Origin of the sequence: uncultured Streptococcus sp., assembly GCF_963516575.1 — a bacterium.
Lineage (GTDB): Bacteria > Bacillota > Bacilli > Lactobacillales > Streptococcaceae > Streptococcus.
Genome location: NZ_CAUQCP010000021.1, coordinates 13301 through 35954, shown reverse-complemented (window position 1 = coordinate 35954; position 22654 = coordinate 13301). Strand labels below are relative to the sequence as shown.

At 40.6% G+C, this 22654-nt stretch carries 21 protein-coding genes; 20 read left to right on the top strand and 1 reads right to left on the bottom strand.

The genetic code is table 11. The features are described 5' to 3' along the window. Positions 1–192 precede the first annotated feature (192 nt). Together rpmH and RWM06_RS05020 are read left to right on the top strand one after the other, a co-directional pair. Positions 193–327 carry a 50S ribosomal protein L34 gene (gene rpmH / locus RWM06_RS05025; protein ID WP_000831905.1) on the top strand — a complete coding sequence of 45 codons (135 nt, stop codon included), beginning with the start codon at positions 193–195 and terminating at the stop codon, positions 325–327. 136 nt (positions 328–463) lie between these two features. Then, positions 464–2428: a peptide ABC transporter substrate-binding protein gene (locus RWM06_RS05020; protein WP_313970327.1), complete on the top strand. Its 1965-nt coding sequence runs from the start codon at positions 464–466 to the stop codon at positions 2426–2428. 286 nt (positions 2429–2714) lie between these two features. On the opposite strand, the gene RWM06_RS05015 is transcribed toward RWM06_RS05020, so the two are convergent. After that, positions 2715–4559 carry an APC family permease gene (locus RWM06_RS05015; protein ID WP_313970326.1) on the bottom strand — a complete coding sequence of 615 codons (1845 nt, stop codon included), beginning with the start codon at positions 4557–4559 and terminating at the stop codon, positions 2715–2717. A gap of 157 nt (positions 4560–4716) precedes the next feature. Here RWM06_RS05015 and RWM06_RS05010 point away from each other — a divergent pair, with 157 nt between their 5' ends. The 18 genes from RWM06_RS05010 (at position 4717) to pflA (ending at position 22546) form a co-directional block, all read left to right on the top strand. Next, entirely contained in the window at positions 4717–5490 is a 774-nt protein-coding gene (locus RWM06_RS05010; RefSeq protein ID WP_313970325.1) for a TatD family hydrolase, read from the top strand. Next, positions 5490–6050 carry a ribonuclease M5 gene (gene rnmV, locus RWM06_RS05005; protein ID WP_313970324.1) on the top strand — a complete coding sequence of 187 codons (561 nt, stop codon included), beginning with the start codon at positions 5490–5492 and terminating at the stop codon, positions 6048–6050. The genes RWM06_RS05010 and rnmV overlap by 1 nt, the downstream gene beginning before the upstream one ends. A gap of 71 nt (positions 6051–6121) precedes the next feature. Next, positions 6122–7021, top strand: a complete 900-nt coding sequence (locus RWM06_RS05000; RefSeq protein WP_313970323.1) for an XRE family transcriptional regulator — start codon at positions 6122–6124, stop codon at positions 7019–7021. A gap of 341 nt (positions 7022–7362) precedes the next feature. Continuing rightward, positions 7363–7842, top strand: a complete 480-nt coding sequence (locus RWM06_RS04995; RefSeq protein ID WP_000790985.1) for a hypothetical protein — start codon at positions 7363–7365, stop codon at positions 7840–7842. Between the two features lie 764 nt (positions 7843–8606). Further along, positions 8607–8903 (top strand): lactococcin 972 family bacteriocin, encoded by a 297-nt coding sequence (locus tag RWM06_RS04990; protein WP_261021324.1) that lies wholly within the window; start codon positions 8607–8609, stop codon positions 8901–8903. Between the two features lie 76 nt (positions 8904–8979). Beyond that, a complete protein-coding gene (locus RWM06_RS04985; RefSeq protein WP_313970322.1) occupies positions 8980–11010 on the top strand; it encodes a bacteriocin-associated integral membrane family protein in 2031 nt (676 codons plus the stop codon). A gap of 1 nt (position 11011) precedes the next feature. Beyond that, positions 11012–11653: an ABC transporter ATP-binding protein gene (locus tag RWM06_RS04980; RefSeq protein WP_313970321.1), complete on the top strand. Its 642-nt coding sequence runs from the start codon at positions 11012–11014 to the stop codon at positions 11651–11653. Further along, positions 11646–11954, top strand: a complete 309-nt coding sequence (locus tag RWM06_RS04975) for a hypothetical protein (protein WP_000333264.1) — start codon at positions 11646–11648, stop codon at positions 11952–11954. The genes RWM06_RS04980 and RWM06_RS04975 overlap by 8 nt, the downstream gene beginning before the upstream one ends. A gap of 130 nt (positions 11955–12084) precedes the next feature. Then, entirely contained in the window at positions 12085–12957 is an 873-nt protein-coding gene (gene rsmA / locus RWM06_RS04970) for a 16S rRNA (adenine(1518)-N(6)/adenine(1519)-N(6))-dimethyltransferase RsmA (protein WP_313970320.1), read from the top strand. A gap of 693 nt (positions 12958–13650) precedes the next feature. Then, positions 13651–14424 carry a cell surface protein gene (locus tag RWM06_RS04965; RefSeq protein ID WP_313970319.1) on the top strand — a complete coding sequence of 258 codons (774 nt, stop codon included), beginning with the start codon at positions 13651–13653 and terminating at the stop codon, positions 14422–14424. A 592-nt stretch (positions 14425–15016) separates the two neighbouring features. Next, positions 15017–15895: a ribosome small subunit-dependent GTPase A gene (rsgA, locus tag RWM06_RS04960; protein ID WP_313970318.1), complete on the top strand. Its 879-nt coding sequence runs from the start codon at positions 15017–15019 to the stop codon at positions 15893–15895. A 10-nt stretch (positions 15896–15905) separates the two neighbouring features. Then, complete coding sequence (rpe, locus tag RWM06_RS04955) at positions 15906–16562, top strand: ribulose-phosphate 3-epimerase (RefSeq protein ID WP_313970317.1); 657 nt, start codon at positions 15906–15908, stop codon at positions 16560–16562. Then, positions 16525–17187, top strand: coding sequence for a thiamine diphosphokinase (locus tag RWM06_RS04950; protein WP_261116149.1), 663 nt, complete (start codon positions 16525–16527; stop codon positions 17185–17187). The genes rpe and RWM06_RS04950 overlap by 38 nt, the downstream gene beginning before the upstream one ends. A gap of 1 nt (position 17188) precedes the next feature. Then, positions 17189–18445 carry a DNA recombination protein RmuC gene (rmuC, locus tag RWM06_RS04945; RefSeq protein ID WP_313970316.1) on the top strand — a complete coding sequence of 419 codons (1257 nt, stop codon included), beginning with the start codon at positions 17189–17191 and terminating at the stop codon, positions 18443–18445. Next, positions 18435–19376: a 3'-5' exoribonuclease YhaM family protein gene (locus RWM06_RS04940; RefSeq protein WP_101782481.1), complete on the top strand. Its 942-nt coding sequence runs from the start codon at positions 18435–18437 to the stop codon at positions 19374–19376. Before rmuC ends, RWM06_RS04940 begins: the two co-directional genes overlap by 11 nt. 105 nt (positions 19377–19481) lie before the next feature. Continuing rightward, on the top strand, positions 19482–20309 hold the full coding sequence (gene purR / locus RWM06_RS04935) for a pur operon repressor (protein ID WP_004238844.1): 828 nt from the start codon (positions 19482–19484) through the stop codon (positions 20307–20309). A gap of 66 nt (positions 20310–20375) precedes the next feature. After that, the gene (locus RWM06_RS04930) at positions 20376–21626 is read left to right on the top strand and encodes a diaminopimelate decarboxylase (protein ID WP_313970315.1); all 1251 of its coding nucleotides are present in this window, start codon (positions 20376–20378) and stop codon (positions 21624–21626) included. 125 nt (positions 21627–21751) lie between these two features. Then, positions 21752–22546 carry a pyruvate formate-lyase-activating protein gene (pflA, locus tag RWM06_RS04925; protein ID WP_001288286.1) on the top strand — a complete coding sequence of 265 codons (795 nt, stop codon included), beginning with the start codon at positions 21752–21754 and terminating at the stop codon, positions 22544–22546. Positions 22547–22654 lie beyond the last annotated feature (108 nt).

The following is a 22654-nucleotide window of genomic DNA, read 5'->3' as shown; positions in this document are numbered from 1 at the left end:
TTAGACTAATTTCCACTTCGGCTAGACAAGTGGAAGTTACTTTGAGAAGTTACCCATAGGAAAAGCTCGAAAACATTTGCCTTGAGCTATTGACAAAAGTAAAAGAATCAGATAGAATAGTAAGGTATGTTTAGTAACTGATCACTTTATAGCCGGCTAAACGAATACAAAATCTATGAGGAGGTATTCATCGTGAAACGTACTTATCAACCAAGTAAACTTCGTCGTGCGCGCAAACACGGATTCCGTAACCGTATGTCAACTAAAAACGGTCGTCGCGTATTGGCAGCTCGTCGTCGTAAAGGACGCAAAGTTTTGGCTGCATAATCCAAACGAACCATATCAAAAATCAGTAGGAACTCGAGTCTACTGATTTTTATTTTTGTAAAAAAGTACAAAAAGCTTTATATTTTTGCTCAAATGGTGTATAATATTTCACATACTGTAAAAATGGAGAATAATCATGAAGAAATCAAAAGTTATACTTTTTGGAGCTATGGCTTTGACAGCAGGTCTAGCTCTAGCAGCATGTGGGTCTTCCCAATCAAGTAATGCAGACAAGACGTACTCTTATATCTTTGTCAATAACCCAGATACCTTGGATTATATTACTTCTACCCGAGATTCTACATCTAGTATCACAACCAACTTGATTGATGGTTTGTTGGAAAATGACCAGTATGGCAATCTCATCCCGTCTATGGCTGAGTCATGGACAGTGTCAAAAGATGGCTTGACTTATACTTATAAAATCCGTCAGGGAGCTAAATGGTACACTTCTGAAGGAGAAGAGTATGCGGATGTAACAGCTCATGACTTTGTGACTGGTCTTAAGTATGCGGCTGATAAAAAGGCTGAGAACTTGTACTTGGTACAAGATTCTATCAAAGGGCTAGCAGACTATGTTGAAGGGAAATCATCTGATTTTGGAACTGTTGGTGTTAAGGCAGTGGATGATTACACACTCCAATACACCCTCAACCAACCTGAGACTTATTGGAACTCTAAAACAACAGCAAGTATCCTTAATCCTGTAAACGAAGCCTTCTTGAAGTCTAAGGGAGATGACTTTGGAAGTGTGACACCATCAAGTATCTTGTCAAATGGTCCTTACTTGTTTAAATCCTTCTCATCAAAATCTTTGATTGAATTTGATAAAAACCCTAATTACTGGGATAAGGACAATGTTAAAATCGAGAAAGTGAAACTCTCTTTCTTTGACGGTTCTGACCAAGACAGCATTGCTAGAGGATTCTTGGATGGTAACTATACTGATGGTCGTATCTTCCCAACAAGTTCAGTCTTTGCTGAACTCAAGAAGGGCAATGAGGACAAGATTACCTACACACCACAAAACTCAGTTACTTTCTATTATCTTTTCAACGTGAATCGTCAAAGCTACAAGCAGACTATGAAACAGTCTGATAAGGAAAAGACAGATTCACGCGCAGCTATGCAAAATAAAGATTTCCGTCAGGCTATCAACTTTGCCTTTGACCGTCATGCTTATGCAGCGCAGACAAATGGTGAAGATGGAGCAGACCGTATCTTACGTAACACAGTTACACCAAGTAACTTTGTCCAAGTTGGCGATAAGAACTTCGGTGACATTGTCAATGAGAAAATTGTCAACTACGGCAAAGATTGGGCAAATATCAACCTAAATGATGGTAAGCAAGCCTTCTTGAATCCTGAAAAGGCCAAAGAGAAGTTTGCTAAGGCCAAAGAAAGTCTGCAAGCTCAGGGAGTAACCTTCCCAATTCATTTGGATATGCCAGTTGACCAAACTGCTAAGTTAGATGTACAACAGGCCGGATCTTTCAAGCAAACAGTAGAAGCCACTCTTGGTAAGGAGAATGTAGTCATTGATGTTATCCAACTTTCTCCAGATGAAAAAGACCAAGCAACCTACTTTGCAGATACAGCAGAACAAAAAGACTACGATATTGACGTTTCAGGATGGGGCGGAGACTACTCAGATCCTAAGACTTACCTAGCTATTCTTGATCCAGAGACAGGTTCTCAGTTGAAAAACATGGGCTTGTCTGAAGGAAAAGACAAGGAAGTTAAGGACAAGATTGGTCTTGCTGACTACAAGAAACTCTTGGATCAGGCAGACACTGAAATTACAGATACTCAGGCTCGCTATGAAAAATATGCTGAAGCCCAAGCTTGGTTGACAGATAGTGCCCTCTTCCTACCAGTTCAAAGTGGTGGAGCTAATCCAATCTTCCGTAAGACTGTACCATTTACAGGCCCATTCTCATTCGTTGGGAATAAAGGAAATGCGGACAACTACAAATATGTTGAACTGCAAAAAGAGGCAGTAACTGCTAAACAGTACCAAGAACTCTATGAAAAATGGCTGAAAGAAAAAGCTGAGTCAAATAAAAAAGCTCAGGAAGATTTAGCTAACCACATTCAATAATATTCCTAGTCAATCTTTTCAGTTAATACTCAATGAAAATCAAAGAGCAAACTAGAAGTTAGCAACAGGCTGCTCAAAACAGTGTTTTGAGGTTGTAGATGAAACTGACGAAGTCAGCTCAAAACATGGTTTTGAGGTTATAGATGAAACTGACGAAGTCAGTAACCATACCTACGGCAAGGTGAAGCTGACGTGGTTTGAAGAGATTTTCGAAGAGTATAAGTCTAGTGACTAGATTCAGAAAAAGGCCTTACCAGAGCTTCTTGGTTCTGGTAGGGCCTTTTCTTTATTCTTTTAAGTGATAAGAGTAGCTAGCGACAACGACGTCTTGGTGCCAACGAAGGGCGTATTTGAGTTTGAGACTCATCTGATTGTGCAGGATATTCTGCCAAGGTTTATTAGGGATGAACTGGGGTACTAGGACAGTGACTGTATAGTTCTTTTTCTGGGCATCCTCAGAGATTCGTTTGACATACTTGACAGTAGGCGTGATGATGTCACGGTAGCTGGTCTTGATGTTTTTCAGAGTAATGGTTGGGAAGTAATCGGCAAATTCTTGGAGAATTTCTTGGTCTTTTTCTGCTGTTTCCTTAGTAGAAATGTGCATGGCTAAGACTTCGTCTCCGATACTTTGGGCGTAGTTAATAGCTCCAACGCTTACACGGGTGACATTCCCTACTAGGACCAGAACCAGATTGCCGTCGTAAGTACGTTTTTCGATTCCTTCATAGAGTCGCAGTTGTTGGGCCACTTTTTGGTAATGACTGTGAATTGCCAAGAAGAGTAGGGTGAGTACGAGAATGATCGGGAAGAAAGGCCAGATATCACTGAGACGGAAAAAGAGCAGGATGAGCACGATAGCGTAGCAAATGATTGCTCCAATGATATTAGCAAGAGCAGGTTTTAAGAAATTTGCTCCTTTTTCCTTTTTCCAATGACGAATCATCCCAGTCTGAGATAGGGCGAAGGGAACGAAGACCCCGATAGTATAAAGAGGAATCAAGCGTTCTGTATTGCCATTAAAAATGAGAAGAAGAATCATAGCCCCAAAAGCCAGAGTTAAAATTCCATTGGAGTAACCTAGGCGGTCTCCTTTTTCCATAAAGAGATGGGGCATGTATTTGTTTTTAGCCATGTTGTAAGCCAGCATAGGAAAGGCTGAAAAGCCAGTATTTGCTGCTACGGCCAAAATCAAGGCTGTGGAGAATTGGAAGGTATAATAGCCAAGGTGACCTAAGAAGGAAGTGCCAAGAATGCCTTGAGCCATCTGTGAAAGAATAGTTTCTCCGTGTTGAGGCATAATCCCCATCCAGTAGTTTAGGAAGGTGATACCAGCAAAAAGAAAACCTAAAATCAGTGACATAATGGTCAAGGTTTGAGCGGCATTCTGTTCTTTTGGAGCCTTGAAAAAGGGAACGGCATTTGAAATAGCTTCAACCCCTGTCAGAGAGGCAGATCCGCTGGTAAAAGCTCTTAGAATGAGAACGATAGACAGACTCGGTACAGCATGCCCAATAGGTGAAGTTGCCTGATAGCTGAGAGAACCTGTCATTAGTTGAAAGATTCCATAGAGCAGGAGAAAGACAGTGCTGATGATAAAGAGATAGACAGGAATCATCAGTGAACTGGCAGATTCTTTTAAGCCCCGTAAGTTCAAGAGCATGAGCAAGCAAACCAGAAAAATGGAGATGTGGAGGTTGTAGGGGTGAAGAGCAGGGAGAGCTGCTGTGATAGCGTCAGCTCCAGATGCAACGGATACCGCTACGGTCAACATATAGTCAACCAGAAGACTACCTCCAGCGATCAAGCCAAGTTGGGGAGATAGATTTTCTCGAGTAACCATATATGCCCCTCCCCCTTGAGGGTAGGCATGGATGATTTGACGGTAGGAAACGGTCAGACTAGCTAAGAGCAGGAGGACAAAGAGACCAATAGGAAGGCTCCACCATATAGCTAGAGGAGAGAGACTAGTCAAGACCAGGACTACTTGCTCAGGTCCATAGGCGATAGAGGACAGAGCGTCGCTTGACAACATGGCTAGTGCCTGCATTTTTCCCAGTAGTCCCCCTTCTCCTTCGGTTAAGGACTTAAGAGGACGACCGATAAAGGTCTGTTTTAATTTTGTAAACATAGTTGTTTCCTTTGTTGAAAAATTCAATAAGTGTTATTATACTGCTTTGGAAAAAGAGCGTCAAGAGATGATAATGGGTTTTAGAATATTTTTTTCAGATAAGGAGAGAGGTCAGTTTTTTTGCTATAATAGTAGATAGAAAACGAGGTTAGAAGAGATGATTTTTGATACACATACACACTTGAATGTAGAAGAATTTGCAGGTCGTGAGGCAGAAGAAATTGCCTTGGCTGCTGAGATGGGTGTGACACATATGAATATTGTTGGTTTTGATAAACCGACGATTGAGCGTGCCTTGGAGTTGGTAGATGAGTATGACCAACTTTATGCTACCATTGGTTGGCACCCGACAGAAGCAGGGACTTACACAGAGGAGATTGAAGACTACTTGCTTGATAAGTTCAAGAATCCCAAGGTTGTTGCTTTAGGTGAGATTGGTTTGGATTATCATTGGATGACAGCGCCAAAAGAGGTGCAGGAGCAGGTTTTTCGTCGTCAGATTCAGTTATCTAAGGAATTGGATTTGCCTTTTGTTGTCCATACCCGTGATGCGCTAGAAGATACCTATGAGATTATCAAGACCGAGGGAGTTGGTCCTCGTGGTGGTATCATGCATTCATTTTCAGGGACACTTGAGTGGGCAGAGAAGTTTGTGGAGCTTGGTATGACCATTTCCTTCTCAGGAGTGGTGACTTTCAAGAAGGCAACTGACATCCAAGAAGCAGCTAAAGAGTTACCTTTGGACAAGATGTTGGTGGAAACAGATGCGCCTTACTTAGCACCTGTACCCAAGCGTGGTCGTGAAAATAAAACAGCCTACACTCGCTATGTAGTGGACTTTATCGCTGACTTGCGTGGCATGACGGCAGAAGAGCTAGCGGTGGTAACAACTGCAAATGCAGAACGAATTTTTGGATTGGACAGCAAGTAATGAAAGAGAAAATTTCCCAAGTCGTCGTGGTCGAAGGGCGAGATGATACGGCTAATCTCAAACGCTATTTCGATGTAGAGACATATGAGACACGAGGTTCTGCCATCAATGAGCGGGATATAGAGCGGATTCAGCGCCTGCACCAACGTCATGGAGTCATTGTCTTTACAGACCCAGATTTTAATGGGGAGCGGATTCGTCGCATGATTATGACGGCCATTCCAGCAGTTCAGCATGCCTTTCTCAAACGAGATGAAGCTGTTCCCAAGTCCAAGACCAAGGGACGGTCTCTGGGAATTGAGCATGCCAGCTATGAAGACCTGAAAACGGCTCTAGCTCAGGTCACAGAACAATTTGAACATGAGAGTCAGTTTGACATCAGTCGTAGCGACTTGATTCGCCTTGGTTTTCTAGCAGGGGCAGACAGCCGTAAGCGCAGAGAATATCTGGGAGAGGCTCTCCGAATCGGCTATTCTAACGGCAAGCAACTCCTCAAGCGCTTAGAGTTGTTTGGAGTTACCTTGGCAGAAGTGGAAGAAGCTATGAAGAGTTATGAGTAGGAAAGATGTGATCGTTACAATTTTTAAAGTTTCACAGTATTTTTCGAAGCAGGTAGAAGAGGAGACGTCTGATGTTAATTGGTCAAAAAATCAAAGAGATTCGGATAGAAAAAGGAATTAGTCGTCCAGATTTTTGTGGAAATGAGCAAGAACTGACAGTTCGTCAACTATCGCGAATTGAAAGCGGGGCTTCGCAACCGAGTTTACCCAAGTTAGACTATATTGCTCGTCGTTTAGGAGTTCCAGCTTATAGCCTTATGCCGGATTTTTCAGCTCTTCCTTCTGCTTATTTAGAATTGAAATACCAGATTTTACGTGAACCAATCTATGGTAAAGAAGAGGAGTATGATAAGAAAGAAGCGTGTTTGGAAGAGATAGAGAACTTGTTTTATGAGCAACTTCCTAGTGAGGAAAAAGTATGGTTTGAAGCTACTAGAGCAACGATAGATGTTATTCGAAGCGGACGACCAGAATACGGGGAAACCGTACTGGACGATTATTTTAAAACAATTTATGATAAGGAATTGTTTTTGATAAATGAATTAGAAGTTATCAACTTATATTTTGCTATAGTGCTTACAAAGATAAAACAAGGTCAAAATCAGATTGAAGAAATTAACAGAATTCATTCGTTTTTAGTTCGTTTGACAAATCATGTAGAATTAATTGCACCAGAATATCTGTTTGCTTTAAGTAACACTTTGTTTTCGGGTCTAGCCTGTTTGGATAATTTATCGACTTATGATTCACTAGAAACCTATATCTTTAGCCTTAATCACATAATGGAAAAAACACAAGATTTTCAGAAGAAACCAATTATATTAATGTTGGAGTGGAAATTATCCCTAATAATAAAAAATGATTATGTTTCTGCCGAACAGTTCTATCAGAAATCGAAGCTATTTGCTGATATAATAGAAAATTCTATGTTAGAAAAACAATGGCAAGAAGATTTAAAAAAATATTTATAAATATCGTGAAGCAATGACAAAAATGTCATTGTTCTTGTATCAAAACAGTTCTAAAGTTCGTCTTTGGGGCTGTTTTTTTAGATATAAGCTAAAAATAATATGAAATAGTTAGATTTTAAGGACATTGATGTCCTTTGAGTTTATTTAAGAATAATTTATAATTAATTAAAACGTGAAAGGAGATTACAATATGAACTTTTTTAGTTTATTTTATTTAGTTACTTGGTGGTTTAAATAAAATTTAGTTATGTCTACTTAGTTTCAAAATAGACTCTTTAGGGCAAAGTGTCAGTTTATTAGGATAGTTATGATAAAAATGTATATTTCGAGGAGAAAATAAAATGAAAAATAAGATTTTAACAAAAACAGCAATTGTTTTAAGTTGCTTTTTAACATTAAGTACTGTTGCTCTCCCATCTGCAACTGCTTTTGCTTCTACATACTCAGTTTCGGATAAAGCAACTCAAGTTTCAAAACGTTCTACGGCAACTAATGGTGAAGGAAAACATATCTACGTAGATAACGGACGTATATTAGAATTTGATAAAGATACTGTTTCGCAAGAGGATATCCAAGCTGCTAAAATGGACAGAGGAAAGTGGTCTTTTTCAGTTACAGCTATTCGAAAAGGTTATAGTAAACTCCCTTCGAATGTTAAAAGATGGATAAATCAATATATAGGATTGAATTCTATATTGAGTACACTAGAACACTTTACTGGTTGGATTGAAGATGGAATCTACCAGGCTTGTAAGCGTGCAGGTATGCCAGATTGGATGGCTTGGACAGTAGCTAAAGCTTTGACCTTGATAGCACTATAGTTTATGAAAAAATTAAAAAAATACCTTCCATTCTTTTTCTGTCTACTATACCTAATACACGGAATACTTGATTTATCAACTTTAAATATTTTAGGTGCAATCTTTAAAATTATAATTAGTACTTTGGGTATAATAGTTACATATCCGTTTTATAAAGAAGGAAACGAATAATTTAAAGAAATAATTCTGTAATCAGTCTTACTTAGTTATTCTCATAGTAGTAGGAATAATCCGTGTTTACCATCTGCGAGTAATAAATAATAATCCTTAAAAAAGTCTTTGACAACTAGTGATTGATTTTTCTCGGATTAGTTTCAAACAATTGTTTATACGAATGATTGGAGATTATGTTAAATTTACTTTGTGGTATTTTGCAATCAGAGTACATCAAATAGGCACCTTTTTATGTGTCCTTCGTTTTACAATAGGGTAAGAATATTTATAAACATAGTGAAGCAATGACAATAATGTCTTTGTTCTGGTCTTGAAATAGTTCTAAAGTTCGTCTTTAGGGCTGTTTTTTTATATATAAGCTAAAAATAATATGAAATAGTTAGATTCTAAGGACATTGATGTCCTTGGTAGTGTGATAAAGATGGAGTATAATGACTATAAAAGTTCATTTCAGGGTGTTATTTTGATAATTTAGAGAAAAACAAATAATTTTAGAATATCATTTGGTAATATAATAGTATCAACGTTGATAATGGAAAGAGGAGAAAGTAACTCAACAATCTTGTAATCAAAAATAGAGGAGTATCAATATGAAACAAACAGTTAAAAAATTAGCCCTTGTAGCGAGCATTGCAGCAACATTAGGTGGAAGTGTAGCAGTAGTATCGGCCGCGGTTAAGTATCCAGATGGTGGTGTCTGGACGTATGGTTCAGGTGACGGAGGTGCTTACTCAAACTACTATCACTCTTCAGAATATCATAGCTCAACAGTTGTTAGTAGAAAAACTGGTTCATCTGATAAGGGATATGCTGATGCTGGAGGGACTTCTCGTGCATGGATTCGTACTTCTTGGGGAGAGAAAGTTGCATTCTACTATAATGTTTAGAATGGTATAGCCCTATTGTTTAGCTTTACTTGGTCATCTTCTCACTAAGTGACCAAGTAACTTTTTGGAGGAAATGATGAAACGTTTATTTATTTTGATTTCAATGGTATTGGTATCGCTTTATATGGTGATAACTTCCGTTGACCATCGAGAAGAGATTTTATTTGGTAACTATCCCTCTGTTGATGTGACAGGAATGGTGATAAATCAACCAGTAGCTAGTCGCGAAGAGGTAACAGAAGCTTTGAGTCACTTGGCGGTAGAGCATAATAGTCTCATCGCCCGTCGGATTGTTGAGCCAAATGAAGCTGGAGAAACACGCTTTACATATGCCACTTATGGTCAGGGAGAGCTTCCAGAAGGTCTGACCATTTCCTCCAAGGAGAGTGCAGAAACGAGTGATTTATTAGGGTCTTACTTGATTGTGTCAGGAAGTTTGGATGGAGTGAGCTTACAGACTACCTTGAAAGAACTTGGCTATCAAGGATTTGTTTCGAATGGAGAAGATCCATTTTCGATAGTCTTACTATTGGCTGTCACCCCTATGGTGCTACTGAGTTTAGCTATTTTTCTGCTGACCTTTATGAGTCTGACTCTGATTTATCGGATAAAATCCCTTCGTCAAGCAGGGATTCGCTTAATAGCTGGTGAGAGCTTGTTTGGGGTTGCTCTCAGACCAGTATTAGAAGATATGAGACAGCTTATCTTCTCGGTGCTGGTATCCAGTTTTTTGGGATTGGGGATTCTCTGGTATCAAGGTGCCTTGTTTATGGCAACGGTGCAACTGGTCATCATTGGTCTTTTGCTTTATGGATTGGCCTTGGTAGGGATTTCTACCTTATTAAGTGTCGTGTATCTACTTGGTTTACAGGAAAATAGTCTGGTGGATCTATTGAAAGGGAAACTCCTTCTCAAACGTATGATGACATTGATGATGGTGGGGCAACTCTTGGCCATGCTGGTGGTCGGCTCGAGTGCGACTGCTCTCCTACCCCACTACCGTGAAATGCAAGAAATGGAGAGAGCTAGCGATAAATGGAGTCAGTCCTCAGATCGTTACCGTCTATCCTTTGGTTGGTCTAGTGCATTTGCCGATGAAGAAGGAATGCGTAAGGATAATCGTGAGTGGCAGATATTTACTGAAGAACGGTTAGCCAATACAGACTCTTTTTATATCATGAGCAATGTTGACAAATTCTCAAATGGCGCAGAAGTGGACCTAGATGGCAATCGTCTCAATGACTACACACCAGCAGGGAATGTTATCTATGTCTCACCGCGCTATCTGATAGAAGAAAAGATTACCGTTTCTTCAGAGTTTATGGACAAGATGCAAAACTTGTCTGAGGGGGAGTTTGGGCTGATCTTGCCTGAGAGCTTTCGAGAGCAATCTGCCTACTATCAAGGATTATTTACAGATTACCTGCAAAATTTTTCATCTGAAAGTGTAGAAGTGACGAGTCAGAAACACTACCTCCCACAGGTAACGCTAGCTTTTACAGAAACAGGACAGGAACGCTTCCTCTATAACGATGGGTACAAGACGACACGTCAATACCTAAAAGATTCGATTATTGTGGTTCTAACGCCACAAGCGACTGGAACAAGAGCTGTTGCAGGGATGTTGTGGGGAACTACGGCTAATAGTGCCTTGAAACTAGATCGATATGGAGATAGCATCACAGCTCTAAAAGAGCAAGGTCTGTATCACAAGGTCTCTTATTTGGTAAAAAGCCAGCTATTTTTTGCCAAGGTACTAAATGACAAACGGATGGAGTTTTACTCTCTCCTTATTGGGACTATTTTGACCCTGTCTACGGCTATCTTGTTATTTGATTCCATGAATCTTCTCTATTTTGAGCAGTTCAGACGGGAAATTATGATTAAACGTCTTGCTGGCATGACAATCTATGAGCTTCATGGTAAGTACTTACTGGCGCAAGGAGGAGTTCTCTTGCTTGGCCTAGTCCTATCTAGTGTTTTGACAGGAGATAGCTTGATTAGCGCTTTAGTTGTAGCTTTATTTACTCTTAACGCCCTCTTGATTTTAGTAAGGCAGGATAAAAAAGAAGAAGCTGGTAGCATGGCAGTATTGAAAGGAAAATAAGATGATTGATATTCAAGGATTGGAAAAGAAATTTAATGACCGAGCGATTTTCTCTGGTTTGAATCTCAAGCTGGAGAAGGGCAAGGTTTATGCCTTAATCGGAAAGAGTGGGAGCGGAAAGACGACTCTGCTGAATATCTTAGGAAAGCTAGAAAAGATAGATGGTGGAAGGGTTCTCTATCAGGGGAAAGATTTAAACACCATTCCCACTCGTGAGTATTTTCGAGACCAGATGGGCTATCTCTTTCAAAATTTTGGCCTTTTAGAAAACCAATCAATCAAAGAGAATTTGGATTTGGGCTTTGTTGGTCAAAAAATCTCAAAAGTAGAACGTTTGGAAAGGCAAGTGGAGGCTTTAGAAAAGGTTAATCTAGGGTATTTGGATCTAGAACAAAAAATTTATACTTTATCTGGGGGAGAGGCTCAGCGAGTTGCCCTTGCGAAGACTATTTTGAAAAATCCACCCTTGATTTTGGCAGATGAACCAACAGCAGCTCTTGATCCTGAAAATTCAGAGGAGGTTATGAATCTCTTGGTGGACTTGAAAGATGAAAATCGCATGATCATCATTGCGACCCATAATCCCCTGGTCTGGAATAAGGCCGATGAAATCATTGATATGAGGGAGCTTGCTCATGTGTGAAAAAATTCGTATTCGCAGGGTATCTGATTATCCTAGTGCCAGAGGTGGTTTAGAAGATATTCTCATCATGGAAAATATGACCAATCATCTCCTTTTGGTTCAAATCCGAGTGAATGGGTATTTGCTTGATTTTGCTAGTATTGAAGGGCAAAGGCAAAAGCATTATCGTTTGAAAAATTTACCTCAAACGGTTGAACTGACAGTGGATGATGTGGAGGAGGATGTAGATTTGACCCTACCTGAAAATCGAAGTTATCAGGAAGCTGATTTTTTCGAACGGATGTTTCGAGAGAACCGCTAAGGCCACTTTTAAAGATTTCCAAGACTATCCTTCTTCATGAGGAAAGATAGTTTTTTGGTATGATTTTCACCCCCAAAATACAAGGGGAATGTGTTACAATAGTAGTAACAGATAATAGAAAAGAGAATAGATGAGAATTGCAGATTATAGCGTGACCAAGGCAGTGCTGGAGCGTCACGGTTTTACCTTTAAAAAGTCCTTCGGGCAAAATTTCTTGACGGATACCAATATCCTTCAAAAAATCGTGGATACAGCTGAAATTGATGATCAGGTTAATGTTATCGAAATAGGGCCAGGGATTGGTGCCTTGACGGAGTTTCTGGCTGAGCGTGCAGCTCAAGTCATGGCCTTTGAGATCGACCACCGTTTGGTACCGATTTTGGCAGATACTCTTCGTGATTTTGACAATGTAACAGTGGTTAACGAGGACATTCTCAAAGTTGATTTGGCGCAGCATATTCAGAATTTCAAAAATCCTGACCTGCCCATTAAGGTGGTAGCCAACTTGCCTTACTATATTACGACACCTATTCTCATGCACTTGATTGAAAGTGGCATTCCTTTTAGTGAGTTTGTCGTCATGATGCAGAAAGAAGTGGCGGATCGTATCTCCGCTCAACCCAATACCAAGGCTTACGGTAGCTTGTCGATTGCGGTGCAGTATTACATGACCGCCAAGGTTGCCTTTATCGTACCTCGTACGGTCTTTGTGCCAGCGCCAAATGTGGATTCAGCTATCCTGAAAATGGTACGCCGTCCAGAGCCAGCTGTAGCAGTGGAAGACGAGAACTTCTTCTTTAAGGTTTCCAAGGCTAGTTTTACCCATCGTCGCAAGACCTTGTGGAACAATTTGACAGGCTACTTTGGCAAGACTGAAGAAGTTAAGGACAAGCTGACCAAGGCCTTGGATCAAGCTGCTTTGTCACCAAGTGTGCGTGGGGAAGCTCTCAGCTTGTCAGAATTTGCCAGTCTAGCAGATGCACTTAAAGGGCAAGGACTCTAAGATGCAGGGACAAAAACTTAATTTTAGTAAAAAATGAAGTAGATCTTTCTATGATAAAACGCATATTATCAAGGTTTTCCAACACCTGATAATATGCGTTTCTCTGATTTTAAAGACTTTTGTCCCAGCATTTTGGTATATATAGTAGATTGAAATAAGATATGAACAAAGAGATTAGGAAAGTCAAATTAATTTCTAGAAACGTTTTAGAATCCTTAGTGTACTATTTCTAGGTTCAATCCACTATAGTTCGTATTAGATCAATGAATCAGTAGTTGATTGGGCACTTCATTAGATTTTTAAACTCGTGAAATACCTGATTAGCCTTGTGGGGCTGGACCAACGAAATCGAGTCTTTGTCTACCGATTTCTGTCCCATCGATTTTTCACTCGACATTTATATATGAAATTTACCCTAACAATACTATTCTATCATAAAACTAGTAGAAAAAACAGTCTTGTATTTATTTATTTATTTTTGTGCTATATTAGTAGGTGAATAAGGGCATGTTCAATAGACTTAGAAAGGAGTTTTTTGTAGCAAACTATTGAAATATATGTAGCCAAGATTTGGAACAGTTACCTATAGGAGTGTGAATTGCTTTCAGATAGATATCCTATTCTGAAATATAAGGAAACGTTCATCTTATATTAGCTATTTTTACTCCTTTTGAAAATGGGAAGGATATATTCATGAGAAAAAAATTAGTCAATAGCCTTATGTGTGCAGTGGTTCTATCAGGATTTCCTATTGCGACTTATGCAAATGAGAAGAATATTGGTCCAAATATAACGGTTTCTAATGGGCAAACTAGATTATCTATACCTGAAAAAAATGGGGTAGAAGTGATTCAGTCTGAAGAAAATCGAGTTGTATATGAGGTGAAAGAGGCAGCTAAAATAGAAACTAGCGATGGAGATATGGTGGCCCCCATTGTTGTGGATAGCCGTATTACTTCTATAAACAATCAAGTAGTACAAGGAAAAACTGTTTATACCGCTGATTTAGAGAAGGCTACTTTTGTTGAAGAGGGTTACAATAAGCTTGCTAAACCAACGAATATATTAGAACATATTTTTGGTATACAGAAAGTGCACGCTTATACTCAAAACATTACTACTCATCAAAGTCAGTTTGATAGTACTTATAGTGTGGAATTGTATACTGTTGTTCACTGGGTGAGTTATGATGGAGGTGTACAAAAAAATATTACTAAAATAAGTGGAGGAGTTGACTTCCATGAAAGGGATATCGAAATAGAATCTTCAAGTGTGGAAGTTAGACAAGGTGGTTGGTATTCATCCCAGCAAAAATGGTTTAATCCAGGTGCAAGAAGTAGTTGGGAGTATAGCACAGGTTTTTCTAATGTTGGATCAGGTGAAAATCGGGTAGTAACTAATTATACTGTTAATTTGATTCGATATGGAGATAGATGGTCAGCTTACTTGCAAAATAATCCATGGTAGAGAATATGAAAAAAATAATTAGTCCCCTTCTTTTTTTAGTGAGCTATTGTTTACCTTTCTATAAAGTAGTTGATGTGATTGATGGAGAAACGACTGAAAGTATGATTTATGGTTTTCAATTTATGTTGCGAAATTGGTCAATCTATCTACTTTGTCTGTTCTTATTGATGATTTTTCTATGGCGAAAGCAAGGATGGGTTCTAATTGTAGCAGTATTTATGTATGTTCTTTGTTTACTATCTCTAACGACCTATGATTTCTATCAATTTCCAATCATCTATCTACCAGGCTATTTTATAGAGTATGTCTTTCCCCACATGATGTATGGAGTTTATATTCATATTTTTTGTCTTGCTTTATTAGGTTTTTTCTATTACACACAGAAAAAGTAAAGCGAACAGGGAGTTTTAGGCTCTCTGTTCGCCTGTTTTTATATAAGGAGGTAGATTCGTTATTTTTGTATAAAACTTTGTATCTAAAGCGTGAGTGTATCTTTTTCTTTTAGAATAGACTTATCGAAATTGTAAAGAGAAGCTAAGCTAAAATAGCTTTTTTTTGTTATAATGGAACTAACAATTTTAAAGGAGTTATTTTGCAAGGACAAATCATTAAAGCCTTGGCTGGGTTCTACTATGTAGAGAGTGATGGTCAGGTTTATCAAACACGCGCGCGTGGGAATTTTCGTAAAAAAGGTCACACACCCTATGTCGGGGATTGGGTCGATTTTTCTGCCGAGGAAAATTCAGAAGGCTATATTCTCAAGATTCACGAACGGAAAAACAGTCTGGTCCGTCCGCCTATTGTCAATATTGACCAAGCTGTGGTGATCATGTCTGTCAAGGAACCTGACTTTAATAGCAATTTGCTGGATCGTTTCCTGGTTCTTTTGGAGCACAAGGCCATCCATCCCATCGTCTATATTTCTAAAATGGACTTGTTGGAAGATAGAGGAGAACTGGATTTTTATGAACAGGCTTATAGTGACATCGGCTATGACTTTGTGACCAGTAAAGAGGAACTCCTGCCCTTGTTAACAGGCAAGGTTACGGTCTTTATGGGGCAGACAGGTGTTGGGAAGTCAACTCTTCTCAATAAAATCGCACCAGACCTTAATCTTGAAACAGGAGAAATTTCAGACAGTCTGGGTCGCGGGCGCCACACCACTCGAGCTGTTAGTTTTTACAACCTCAATGGAGGTAAAATCGCAGACACACCAGGTTTTTCATCGCTGGATTATGAAGTATCAACGGCGGAAGACCTCAATCAGGCTTTCCCAGAGATTGCTACTGTTAGCCGAGATTGTAAGTTCCGTACTTGTACCCACACCCATGAGCCGTCCTGTGCAGTGAAGCCGGCTGTTGAAGAGGGTACCATTGCGTCCTTCCGTTTTGACAACTACCTGCAATTCCTCAGTGAAATTGAAAATCGCAGAGAAACCTATAAAAAAGTCAGTAAAAAAATTCCAAAATAAGGAGAAACCTATGTCTCAATACAAGATTGCTCCGTCAATTCTGGCAGCAGATTATGCCAACTTTGAACGTGAAATCAAACGTCTAGAAGCAACTGGTGCAGAATATGCCCATATCGATATCATGGATGGTCACTTTGTACCACAAATCAGTTTTGGTGCAGGTGTGGTTGAAGCTCTTCGTCCTCATAGCAAGATGGTCTTTGACTGCCACTTGATGGTGGTCAATCCAGAGCATCATTTAGAGGATTTTGCGCGTGCAGGTGCGGATATCATCAGTATCCATGTGGAAGCAACGCCTCATATTCATGGTGCCCTCCAAAAGATTCGTTCGCTCGGTGTTAAACCTTCTGTAGTTATCAATCCTGGTACGCCTGTTGAAGCCATTAAGCACATTCTTCACCTAGTTGACCAAGTCTTAGTCATGACAGTGAACCCTGGCTTTGGTGGACAAGCTTTTCTGCCAGAAACTATGGATAAGGTCCGTGAGTTGGTTGCTCTACGTGATGAAAAAGGCTTGAACTTTGAAATCGAAGTGGATGGTGGGATTGATGATAAAACGATTGCTCAAGCTAAAGAAGCTGGTGCGACCGTTTTTGTAGCAGGTTCCTATGTCTTTAAGGGAGAAGTCAATGAGCGAGTACAAACTCTCAGAAAACAACTGGACTAAGGTTGCAGTTTTTGCAGGCGGAGACCGTGGCCATTATCGGACAGATTTTGATGCTTTTGTCGGTGTGGATCGAGGTTCGCTCTGGGTCTTGGAAGAAGATTTGCCTCTTGCTCTAGCAGTCGGAGATTTTGATTCTGTGACGGAAGAAGAGCGACAGGTGATTCAAAAACGTGCCCAGCATTTTGTTCAAGCCCGACCAGAAAAAGATGATACCGATTTGGAATTGGCTCTCTTGACCATCTTTGAACAAAATCCTCAGGCTCAGGTTACTATTTTTGGTGCTTTGGGTGGTCGTATTGACCATATGTTGGCTAATGTCTTTCTGCCTAGTAATCCCAAGTTGGTGCCCTATGTGCGCCAGATAGCGATTGAGGATGGACAAAACTTGATTTCCTATTGTCCAGAAGGGACCAGTCAGCTAGAACCCCGCTCAGACTACGACTATCTTGCCTTTATGCCAGTTCGGGATAGCCAGCTGACTATTCTCGGCGCCAAGTATGAGTTGACAGAGAAAAATTTTTTCTTTAAAAAAGTGTACGCTTCTAACGAATATATAGATAGGGAAGTTTCGGTGACTTGCCCAGATGGCTATGTGGTCGTGCTGCATAGTAAGGACAGGAGGTAGGATGGAAAGTTTACTTGTTCTATTATTGATTGCCAACCTAGCTGGACTCTTTCTAATTTGGCAAAGGCAGGATAAGCAGGAAAAACATCTCAGCAAGAGCTTGGAGGATCAGGCAGATCACTTGTCAGACCAGTTGGATTACCGCTTTGAACAAGCCAGACAAGCCAGCCAGTTAGATCAAAAAGACTTGGAAGTAGCTGTCAGCGACCGTTTGCAAGAAGTTCGAATCGAGTTGCACCAAGGCTTAACTCAAGTTCGTCAAGAAATGACTGAGAATCTCCTCCAAACTAGGGATAAGACTGACCAACGTCTCCAAGCCTTGCAGGAATCAAATGAGCAACGTTTGGAACAAATGCGCCAGACAGTCGAGGAAAAACTAGAAAAAACCTTGCAGACACGCTTGCAGGCTTCCTTTGAGACAGTTTCCAAACAACTGGAGTCGGTCAATCGTGGCCTTGGAGAAATGCAGACAGTTGCCCGCGATGTCGGAGCCCTCAACAAGGTTCTCTCTGGAACCAAAACGCGAGGGATTCTGGGAGAATTGCAACTGGGACAAATCATCGAAGACATCATGACCCCTGCCCAGTACGAAAGAGAATACGCAACGGTTGAAAACTCCAGTGAACGAGTGGAGTATGCCATCAAGTTACCTGGACAAGGCGACCAGGAATATGTCTACCTGCCGATTGACTCCAAATTTCCTTTGGCTGATTATTACCGTCTAGAAGAAGCCTATGAAGCAGGAGATAGGGATGAGATTGAACGCTGTCGTAAGTCACTCTTAGCAAGCGTCAAGCGCTTTGCCAAGGATATTAGGAACAAGTACATAGCACCACCTCGGACGACCAATTTTGGAGTTTTGTTTGTTCCGACAGAAGGTCTTTACTCAGAAATCGTCCGCAATCCTGTTTTCTTTGATGACTTGAGACGGGAGGAGCAGATTATTGTTGCAGGTCCAAGTACCCTATCAGCCCTTCTCAATTCCTTATCAGTTGGTTTCAAGACTCTCAATATCCAAAAGAGTGCCGACCATATCAGTGAGACCCTTGCTAGCGTTAAGACCGAGTTTGGCAAGTTTGGTGGCATTCTGGTTAAGGCACAAAAACACCTCCAACATGCCTCTGGCAATATTGAGGAATTATTAAACCGTCGCACTACAGCTATCGAGCGAACGCTCCGTCACATTGAGTTATCAGAAGGTGAGCCTGCGCTTGATCTACTCCATTTCCAAGAAAATGAGGAAGAATATGAAGATTAGTCACATGAAAAAAGATGAGCTGTTTGAAGGATTTTACCTAATCAAGTCAGCTGACCTGAGACAAACTCGCGCTGGGAAAAACTACCTAGCTTTTACCTTCCAAGATGATAGTGGCGAGATTGAAGGGAAACTCTGGGATGCCCAACCTCATAATGTTGAGGCCTTTACAGCAGGTAAGGTTGTCCACATGAAAGGACGCCGAGAAGTTTATAACAACACCCCTCAAGTCAATCAAATTACCCTTCGCCTGCCTCAACCTGGTGAACCCAATGACCCAGCTGATTTCAAGGTCAAGTCGCCAGTTGATGTCAAGGAAATCCGTGACTACATGTCGCAAATGATTTTTAAAATTGAAAATCCTGTCTGGCAACGAATTGTCCGAAAGCTCTACACCAAGTATGATAAGGAATTTTACTCCTATCCAGCTGCCAAGACTAATCACCATGCCTTTGAAACGGGTTTGGCCTATCATACGGCGACCATGGTGCGTTTGGCAGATGCTATTAGCGAAGTCTATCCTCAGCTCAATAAGAACCTGCTCTATGCAGGGATTATGCTGCATGACTTGGCTAAGGTCATTGAATTGACGGGGCCAGACCAGACTGAGTATACAGTGCGAGGCAATCTTCTTGGACATATCGCTCTGATTGATAGTGAAATTACCAAGACAGTTATGGAACTTGGCATCGATGATACCAAGGAAGAAGTCGTTTTGCTTCGTCACGTTATCCTCAGTCACCACGGCTTACTTGAGTATGGAAGTCCAGTCCGTCCACGTATTATGGAAGCAGAGATTATCCATATGATTGACAATCTGGATGCAAGCATGATGATGATGTCAACAGCTCTGGCTTTGGTGGATAAAGGAGAGATGACCAATAAAATTTTCGCTATGGACAATCGTTCCTTCTATAAACCAGATTTAGATTAATAATTTAAGAAAAATGAGCATTTTTTAGGATAAGAATGTTCGTTTTTTTATGTGAATATGGTATAATAGATAAAATATCAAAATTAAATGAAGTGGGAAATAGAAATGAAATTAAGAAGAAGTGATCGGATGGTTGTCATTTCCAACTATTTGATTAATAATCCTTATAAACTAACTAGTCTCAATACTTTTGCTGAAAAGTATGAATCTGCTAAATCATCCATCTCAGAAGATATCGTCATTATCAAACGCGCCTTTGAAGAAATTGAAATCGGCCATATTCAGACTGTGACTGGGGCTGGTGGGGGTGTCATCTTCACACCATCAATCTCAAGTCATGATGCCAAGGAAATGGTTGAGGACTTGCGTGCCAAGTTGTCAGAAAGTGACCGTATCTTGCCAGGTGGCTATATCTATCTGTCTGATTTGCTTAGCACACCAGCTATCTTGAAAAATATTGGACGCATTATTGCCAAGAGCTTTATGGATCAAAAAATTGATGCGGTTATGACGGTAGCGACCAAGGGTGTTCCACTTGCAAATGCAGTTGCCAATGTCCTCAATGTTCCCTTTGTCATTGTGCGCCGTGACTTGAAAATTACCGAAGGTTCAACGGTTAGTGTCAACTATGTATCAGGTTCGAGTGGTGACCGTATCGAGAAAATGTTCCTTTCAAAACGTAGCCTCAAGGCAGGAAGTCGTGTTTTGATTGTGGATGATTTCTTGAAAGGCGGAGGAACTGTCAACGGGATGATTAGTCTCTTGCGTGAGTTCGATTCAGAATTAGCAGGTGTAGCCGTCTTTGCGGACAATGCCCAAGAAGAACGCGAAAAGCAGTTTGACTATAAGTCACTCTTGAAGGTAACCAATATTGATGTCAAGAATCAAGCCATCGATGTTGAGGTTGGTAATATCTTTGATGAAGATAAATAAGAGATAGAACTAAAGGTTGGAACGATAGTCCCAGCCTTTCTTTGCAAATAGAATAGAAGGAAGCTTATGAAAACACCATTTATCAATAAAGAAGACTTAGAAAAGATTGTTGCCGAGTTCCCAACTCCCTTTCACTTGTATGATGAGAAGGGAATTCGTGAGAAGGCAAGAGCCGTCAACCAAGCATTTTCGTGGAACAAGGGCTTTAAGGAATATTTTGCAGTTAAGGCTACTCCAACACCAGCTATTTTGAAAATTCTCCAAGAGGAAGGTTGTGGCGTGGACTGCTCTAGTTATGTGGAGCTTTTGATGAGTCATAAACTGAATTTTCCAGGTTCTGAGATTATGTTCTCTTCAAACAACACGCCAGACAAGGAATATGCCTATGCGCGTGAATTGGGTGCGACCATTAACTTGGATGCCTTTGAAGATATTGAACATCTGGAGAGAGCGGCAGGCATTCCAGAGATTATCTCTTGTCGTTACAACCCTGGAGGCGTTTTTGAACTAGGAACAGACATTATGGACAATCCTGGAGAAGCCAAGTTTGGCATGACCAAGGACCAGCTCTTTGAAGCCTTTGCCATCTTGAAGGAAAAAGGAGCTGAGACTTTTGGGATTCACTCTTTCTTAGCGTCCAATACCGTGACCCATCTCTATTATCCAGAGTTGGCTCGTCAGCTTTTTGAATTGGCTGTTGAAATCAAGGAAAAGTTGGGCATTTCGCTAGACTTTATCAATCTTTCTGGCGGTATTGGTGTTAACTATCGTTCAGACCAGGAGCCGAACGATATCGCCTTGATTGGCGAGGGGGTTCGTAAGGTTTATGAAGAAGTTCTTACGCCAGCAGGTCTTGGTCAGGTCAAGATTTTCACCGAATTGGGTCGCTTTATGCTAGCCCCTCACGGTGCTTTGGTCACAAGAGTCACCCATAAGAAGGAAACCTACCGTACCTATCTCGGTGTGGATGCATCGGCAGTCAACCTTATGCGTCCAGCCATGTATGGAGCCTACCATCATATTACCAATGTGACCCATCCAGATGGACCAGCTGAAGTGGTAGATGTGGTCGGTTCACTCTGTGAAAACAATGATAAATTTGCAGTGAATCGCGAACTTCCTCATACAGAAATCGGTGATTTGCTGGTAATTCATGATACAGGTGCCCACGGATTTTCAATGGGCTACCAGTATAACGCCAAACTTCGCTCTGCGGAAATCCTTTATACCGAAGAAGGCAAAGCCCGTCAAATCCGCCGTGCAGAGCGCCCTGAGGACTATTTTGCAACCTTGTATGGTTTTGATTTTGAAGAATAAAATGATAATTAATTGAAAATGAAATTGAAAAACAGATTGCTTTCTAAAAAATAGACAAAAATCTTGTTTTTCTTTCAAGTCGTGATATAATAAAACTATAAAACGTTTTCAAGGAAGGTAACGATATGTCTGAAGAAACAATTGATTATGGACAAGTGACAGGAATGGTGCATTCAACGGAGAGCTTTGGTTCCGTAGACGGGCCTGGTATTCGCTTTATTGTCTTTTTGCAGGGCTGTCACATGCGTTGCCAGTATTGCCATAACCCAGATACTTGGGCCATGGAGTCCAACAAATCACGTGAACGGACGGTAGATGATGTCTTGACAGAGGCCTTGCGCTACCGCGGTTTCTGGGGGAATAAGGGTGGGATTACAGTCAGTGGAGGAGAAGCCCTCTTGCAGATTGATTTCTTGATTGCCCTCTTTACCAAGGCCAAAGAACACGGAATCCACTGTACCTTGGATACCTGTGCCCTTCCTTTCCGCAATAAACCACGTTACCTTGAAAAGTTTGACAAGCTCATGGCTGTCACTGACTTGGTTCTCTTGGATATCAAGGAAATCAACGAAGAACAGCACAAGATTGTTACCAGCCAAACCAATAAAAATATCTTGGCCTGTGCCCAGTATCTATCAGATATTGGAAAGCCTGTCTGGATTCGCCACGTGCTAGTTCCGGGATTGACAGATAGAGATGATGACTTGATTGAACTTGGTAAGTTCGTCAAGACCCTCAAAAATGTGGATAAGTTTGAAATTCTGCCTTATCATACTATGGGAGAATTCAAGTGGCGTGAATTGGGAATCCCTTATTCGCTCGAAGGGGTTAAACCACCAACAGCAGACCGCGTGAAAAACGCTAAAAAACTCATGGATACCGAAAGTTACCAAGACTATATGAAACGTGTACATGGATAAAAAAGAAGCTCGATGGGAACATCGGGCTTTTAAGTTTACATAAATATATATAACTAAATAAAACAAAATTTTATACTCTTCGAAAATCTCTTCAAACCACGTTAGCTT

Bases quoted from the DNA above. Each gene is read 5' to 3' on its own strand.
- RWM06_RS04995 (WP_000790985.1), top strand. From the start codon at position 7,363: ATGAAAAATAAGATTTTAACAAAAACAGCAATTGTTTTAAGTTGCTTT.
- rmuC (WP_313970316.1), top strand. From the start codon at position 17,189: ATGGAAAGTTTACTTGTTCTATTATTGATTGCCAACCTAGCTGGACTC.
- RWM06_RS05000 (WP_313970323.1), top strand. From the start codon at position 6,122: ATGTTAATTGGTCAAAAAATCAAAGAGATTCGGATAGAAAAAGGAATT.
- RWM06_RS04950 (WP_261116149.1), top strand. From the start codon at position 16,525: ATGAGCGAGTACAAACTCTCAGAAAACAACTGGACTAAGGTTGCAGTT.
- RWM06_RS04990 (WP_261021324.1), top strand. From the start codon at position 8,607: ATGAAACAAACAGTTAAAAAATTAGCCCTTGTAGCGAGCATTGCAGCA.
- rpe (WP_313970317.1), top strand. From the start codon at position 15,906: ATGTCTCAATACAAGATTGCTCCGTCAATTCTGGCAGCAGATTATGCC.
- RWM06_RS04985 (WP_313970322.1), top strand. From the start codon at position 8,980: ATGAAACGTTTATTTATTTTGATTTCAATGGTATTGGTATCGCTTTAT.
- RWM06_RS04930 (WP_313970315.1), top strand. From the start codon at position 20,376: ATGAAAACACCATTTATCAATAAAGAAGACTTAGAAAAGATTGTTGCC.
- RWM06_RS04975 (WP_000333264.1), top strand. From the start codon at position 11,646: ATGTGTGAAAAAATTCGTATTCGCAGGGTATCTGATTATCCTAGTGCC.
- RWM06_RS05010 (WP_313970325.1), top strand. From the start codon at position 4,717: ATGATTTTTGATACACATACACACTTGAATGTAGAAGAATTTGCAGGT.
- rnmV (WP_313970324.1), top strand. From the start codon at position 5,490: ATGAAAGAGAAAATTTCCCAAGTCGTCGTGGTCGAAGGGCGAGATGAT.
- RWM06_RS04965 (WP_313970319.1), top strand. From the start codon at position 13,651: ATGAGAAAAAAATTAGTCAATAGCCTTATGTGTGCAGTGGTTCTATCA.
- rsmA (WP_313970320.1), top strand. From the start codon at position 12,085: ATGAGAATTGCAGATTATAGCGTGACCAAGGCAGTGCTGGAGCGTCAC.
- RWM06_RS05015 (WP_313970326.1), bottom strand. From the start codon at position 4,559: ATGTTTACAAAATTAAAACAGACCTTTATCGGTCGTCCTCTTAAGTCC.
- RWM06_RS04980 (WP_313970321.1), top strand. From the start codon at position 11,012: ATGATTGATATTCAAGGATTGGAAAAGAAATTTAATGACCGAGCGATT.
- RWM06_RS05020 (WP_313970327.1), top strand. From the start codon at position 464: ATGAAGAAATCAAAAGTTATACTTTTTGGAGCTATGGCTTTGACAGCA.
- RWM06_RS04940 (WP_101782481.1), top strand. From the start codon at position 18,435: ATGAAGATTAGTCACATGAAAAAAGATGAGCTGTTTGAAGGATTTTAC.
- pflA (WP_001288286.1), top strand. From the start codon at position 21,752: ATGTCTGAAGAAACAATTGATTATGGACAAGTGACAGGAATGGTGCAT.
- purR (WP_004238844.1), top strand. From the start codon at position 19,482: ATGAAATTAAGAAGAAGTGATCGGATGGTTGTCATTTCCAACTATTTG.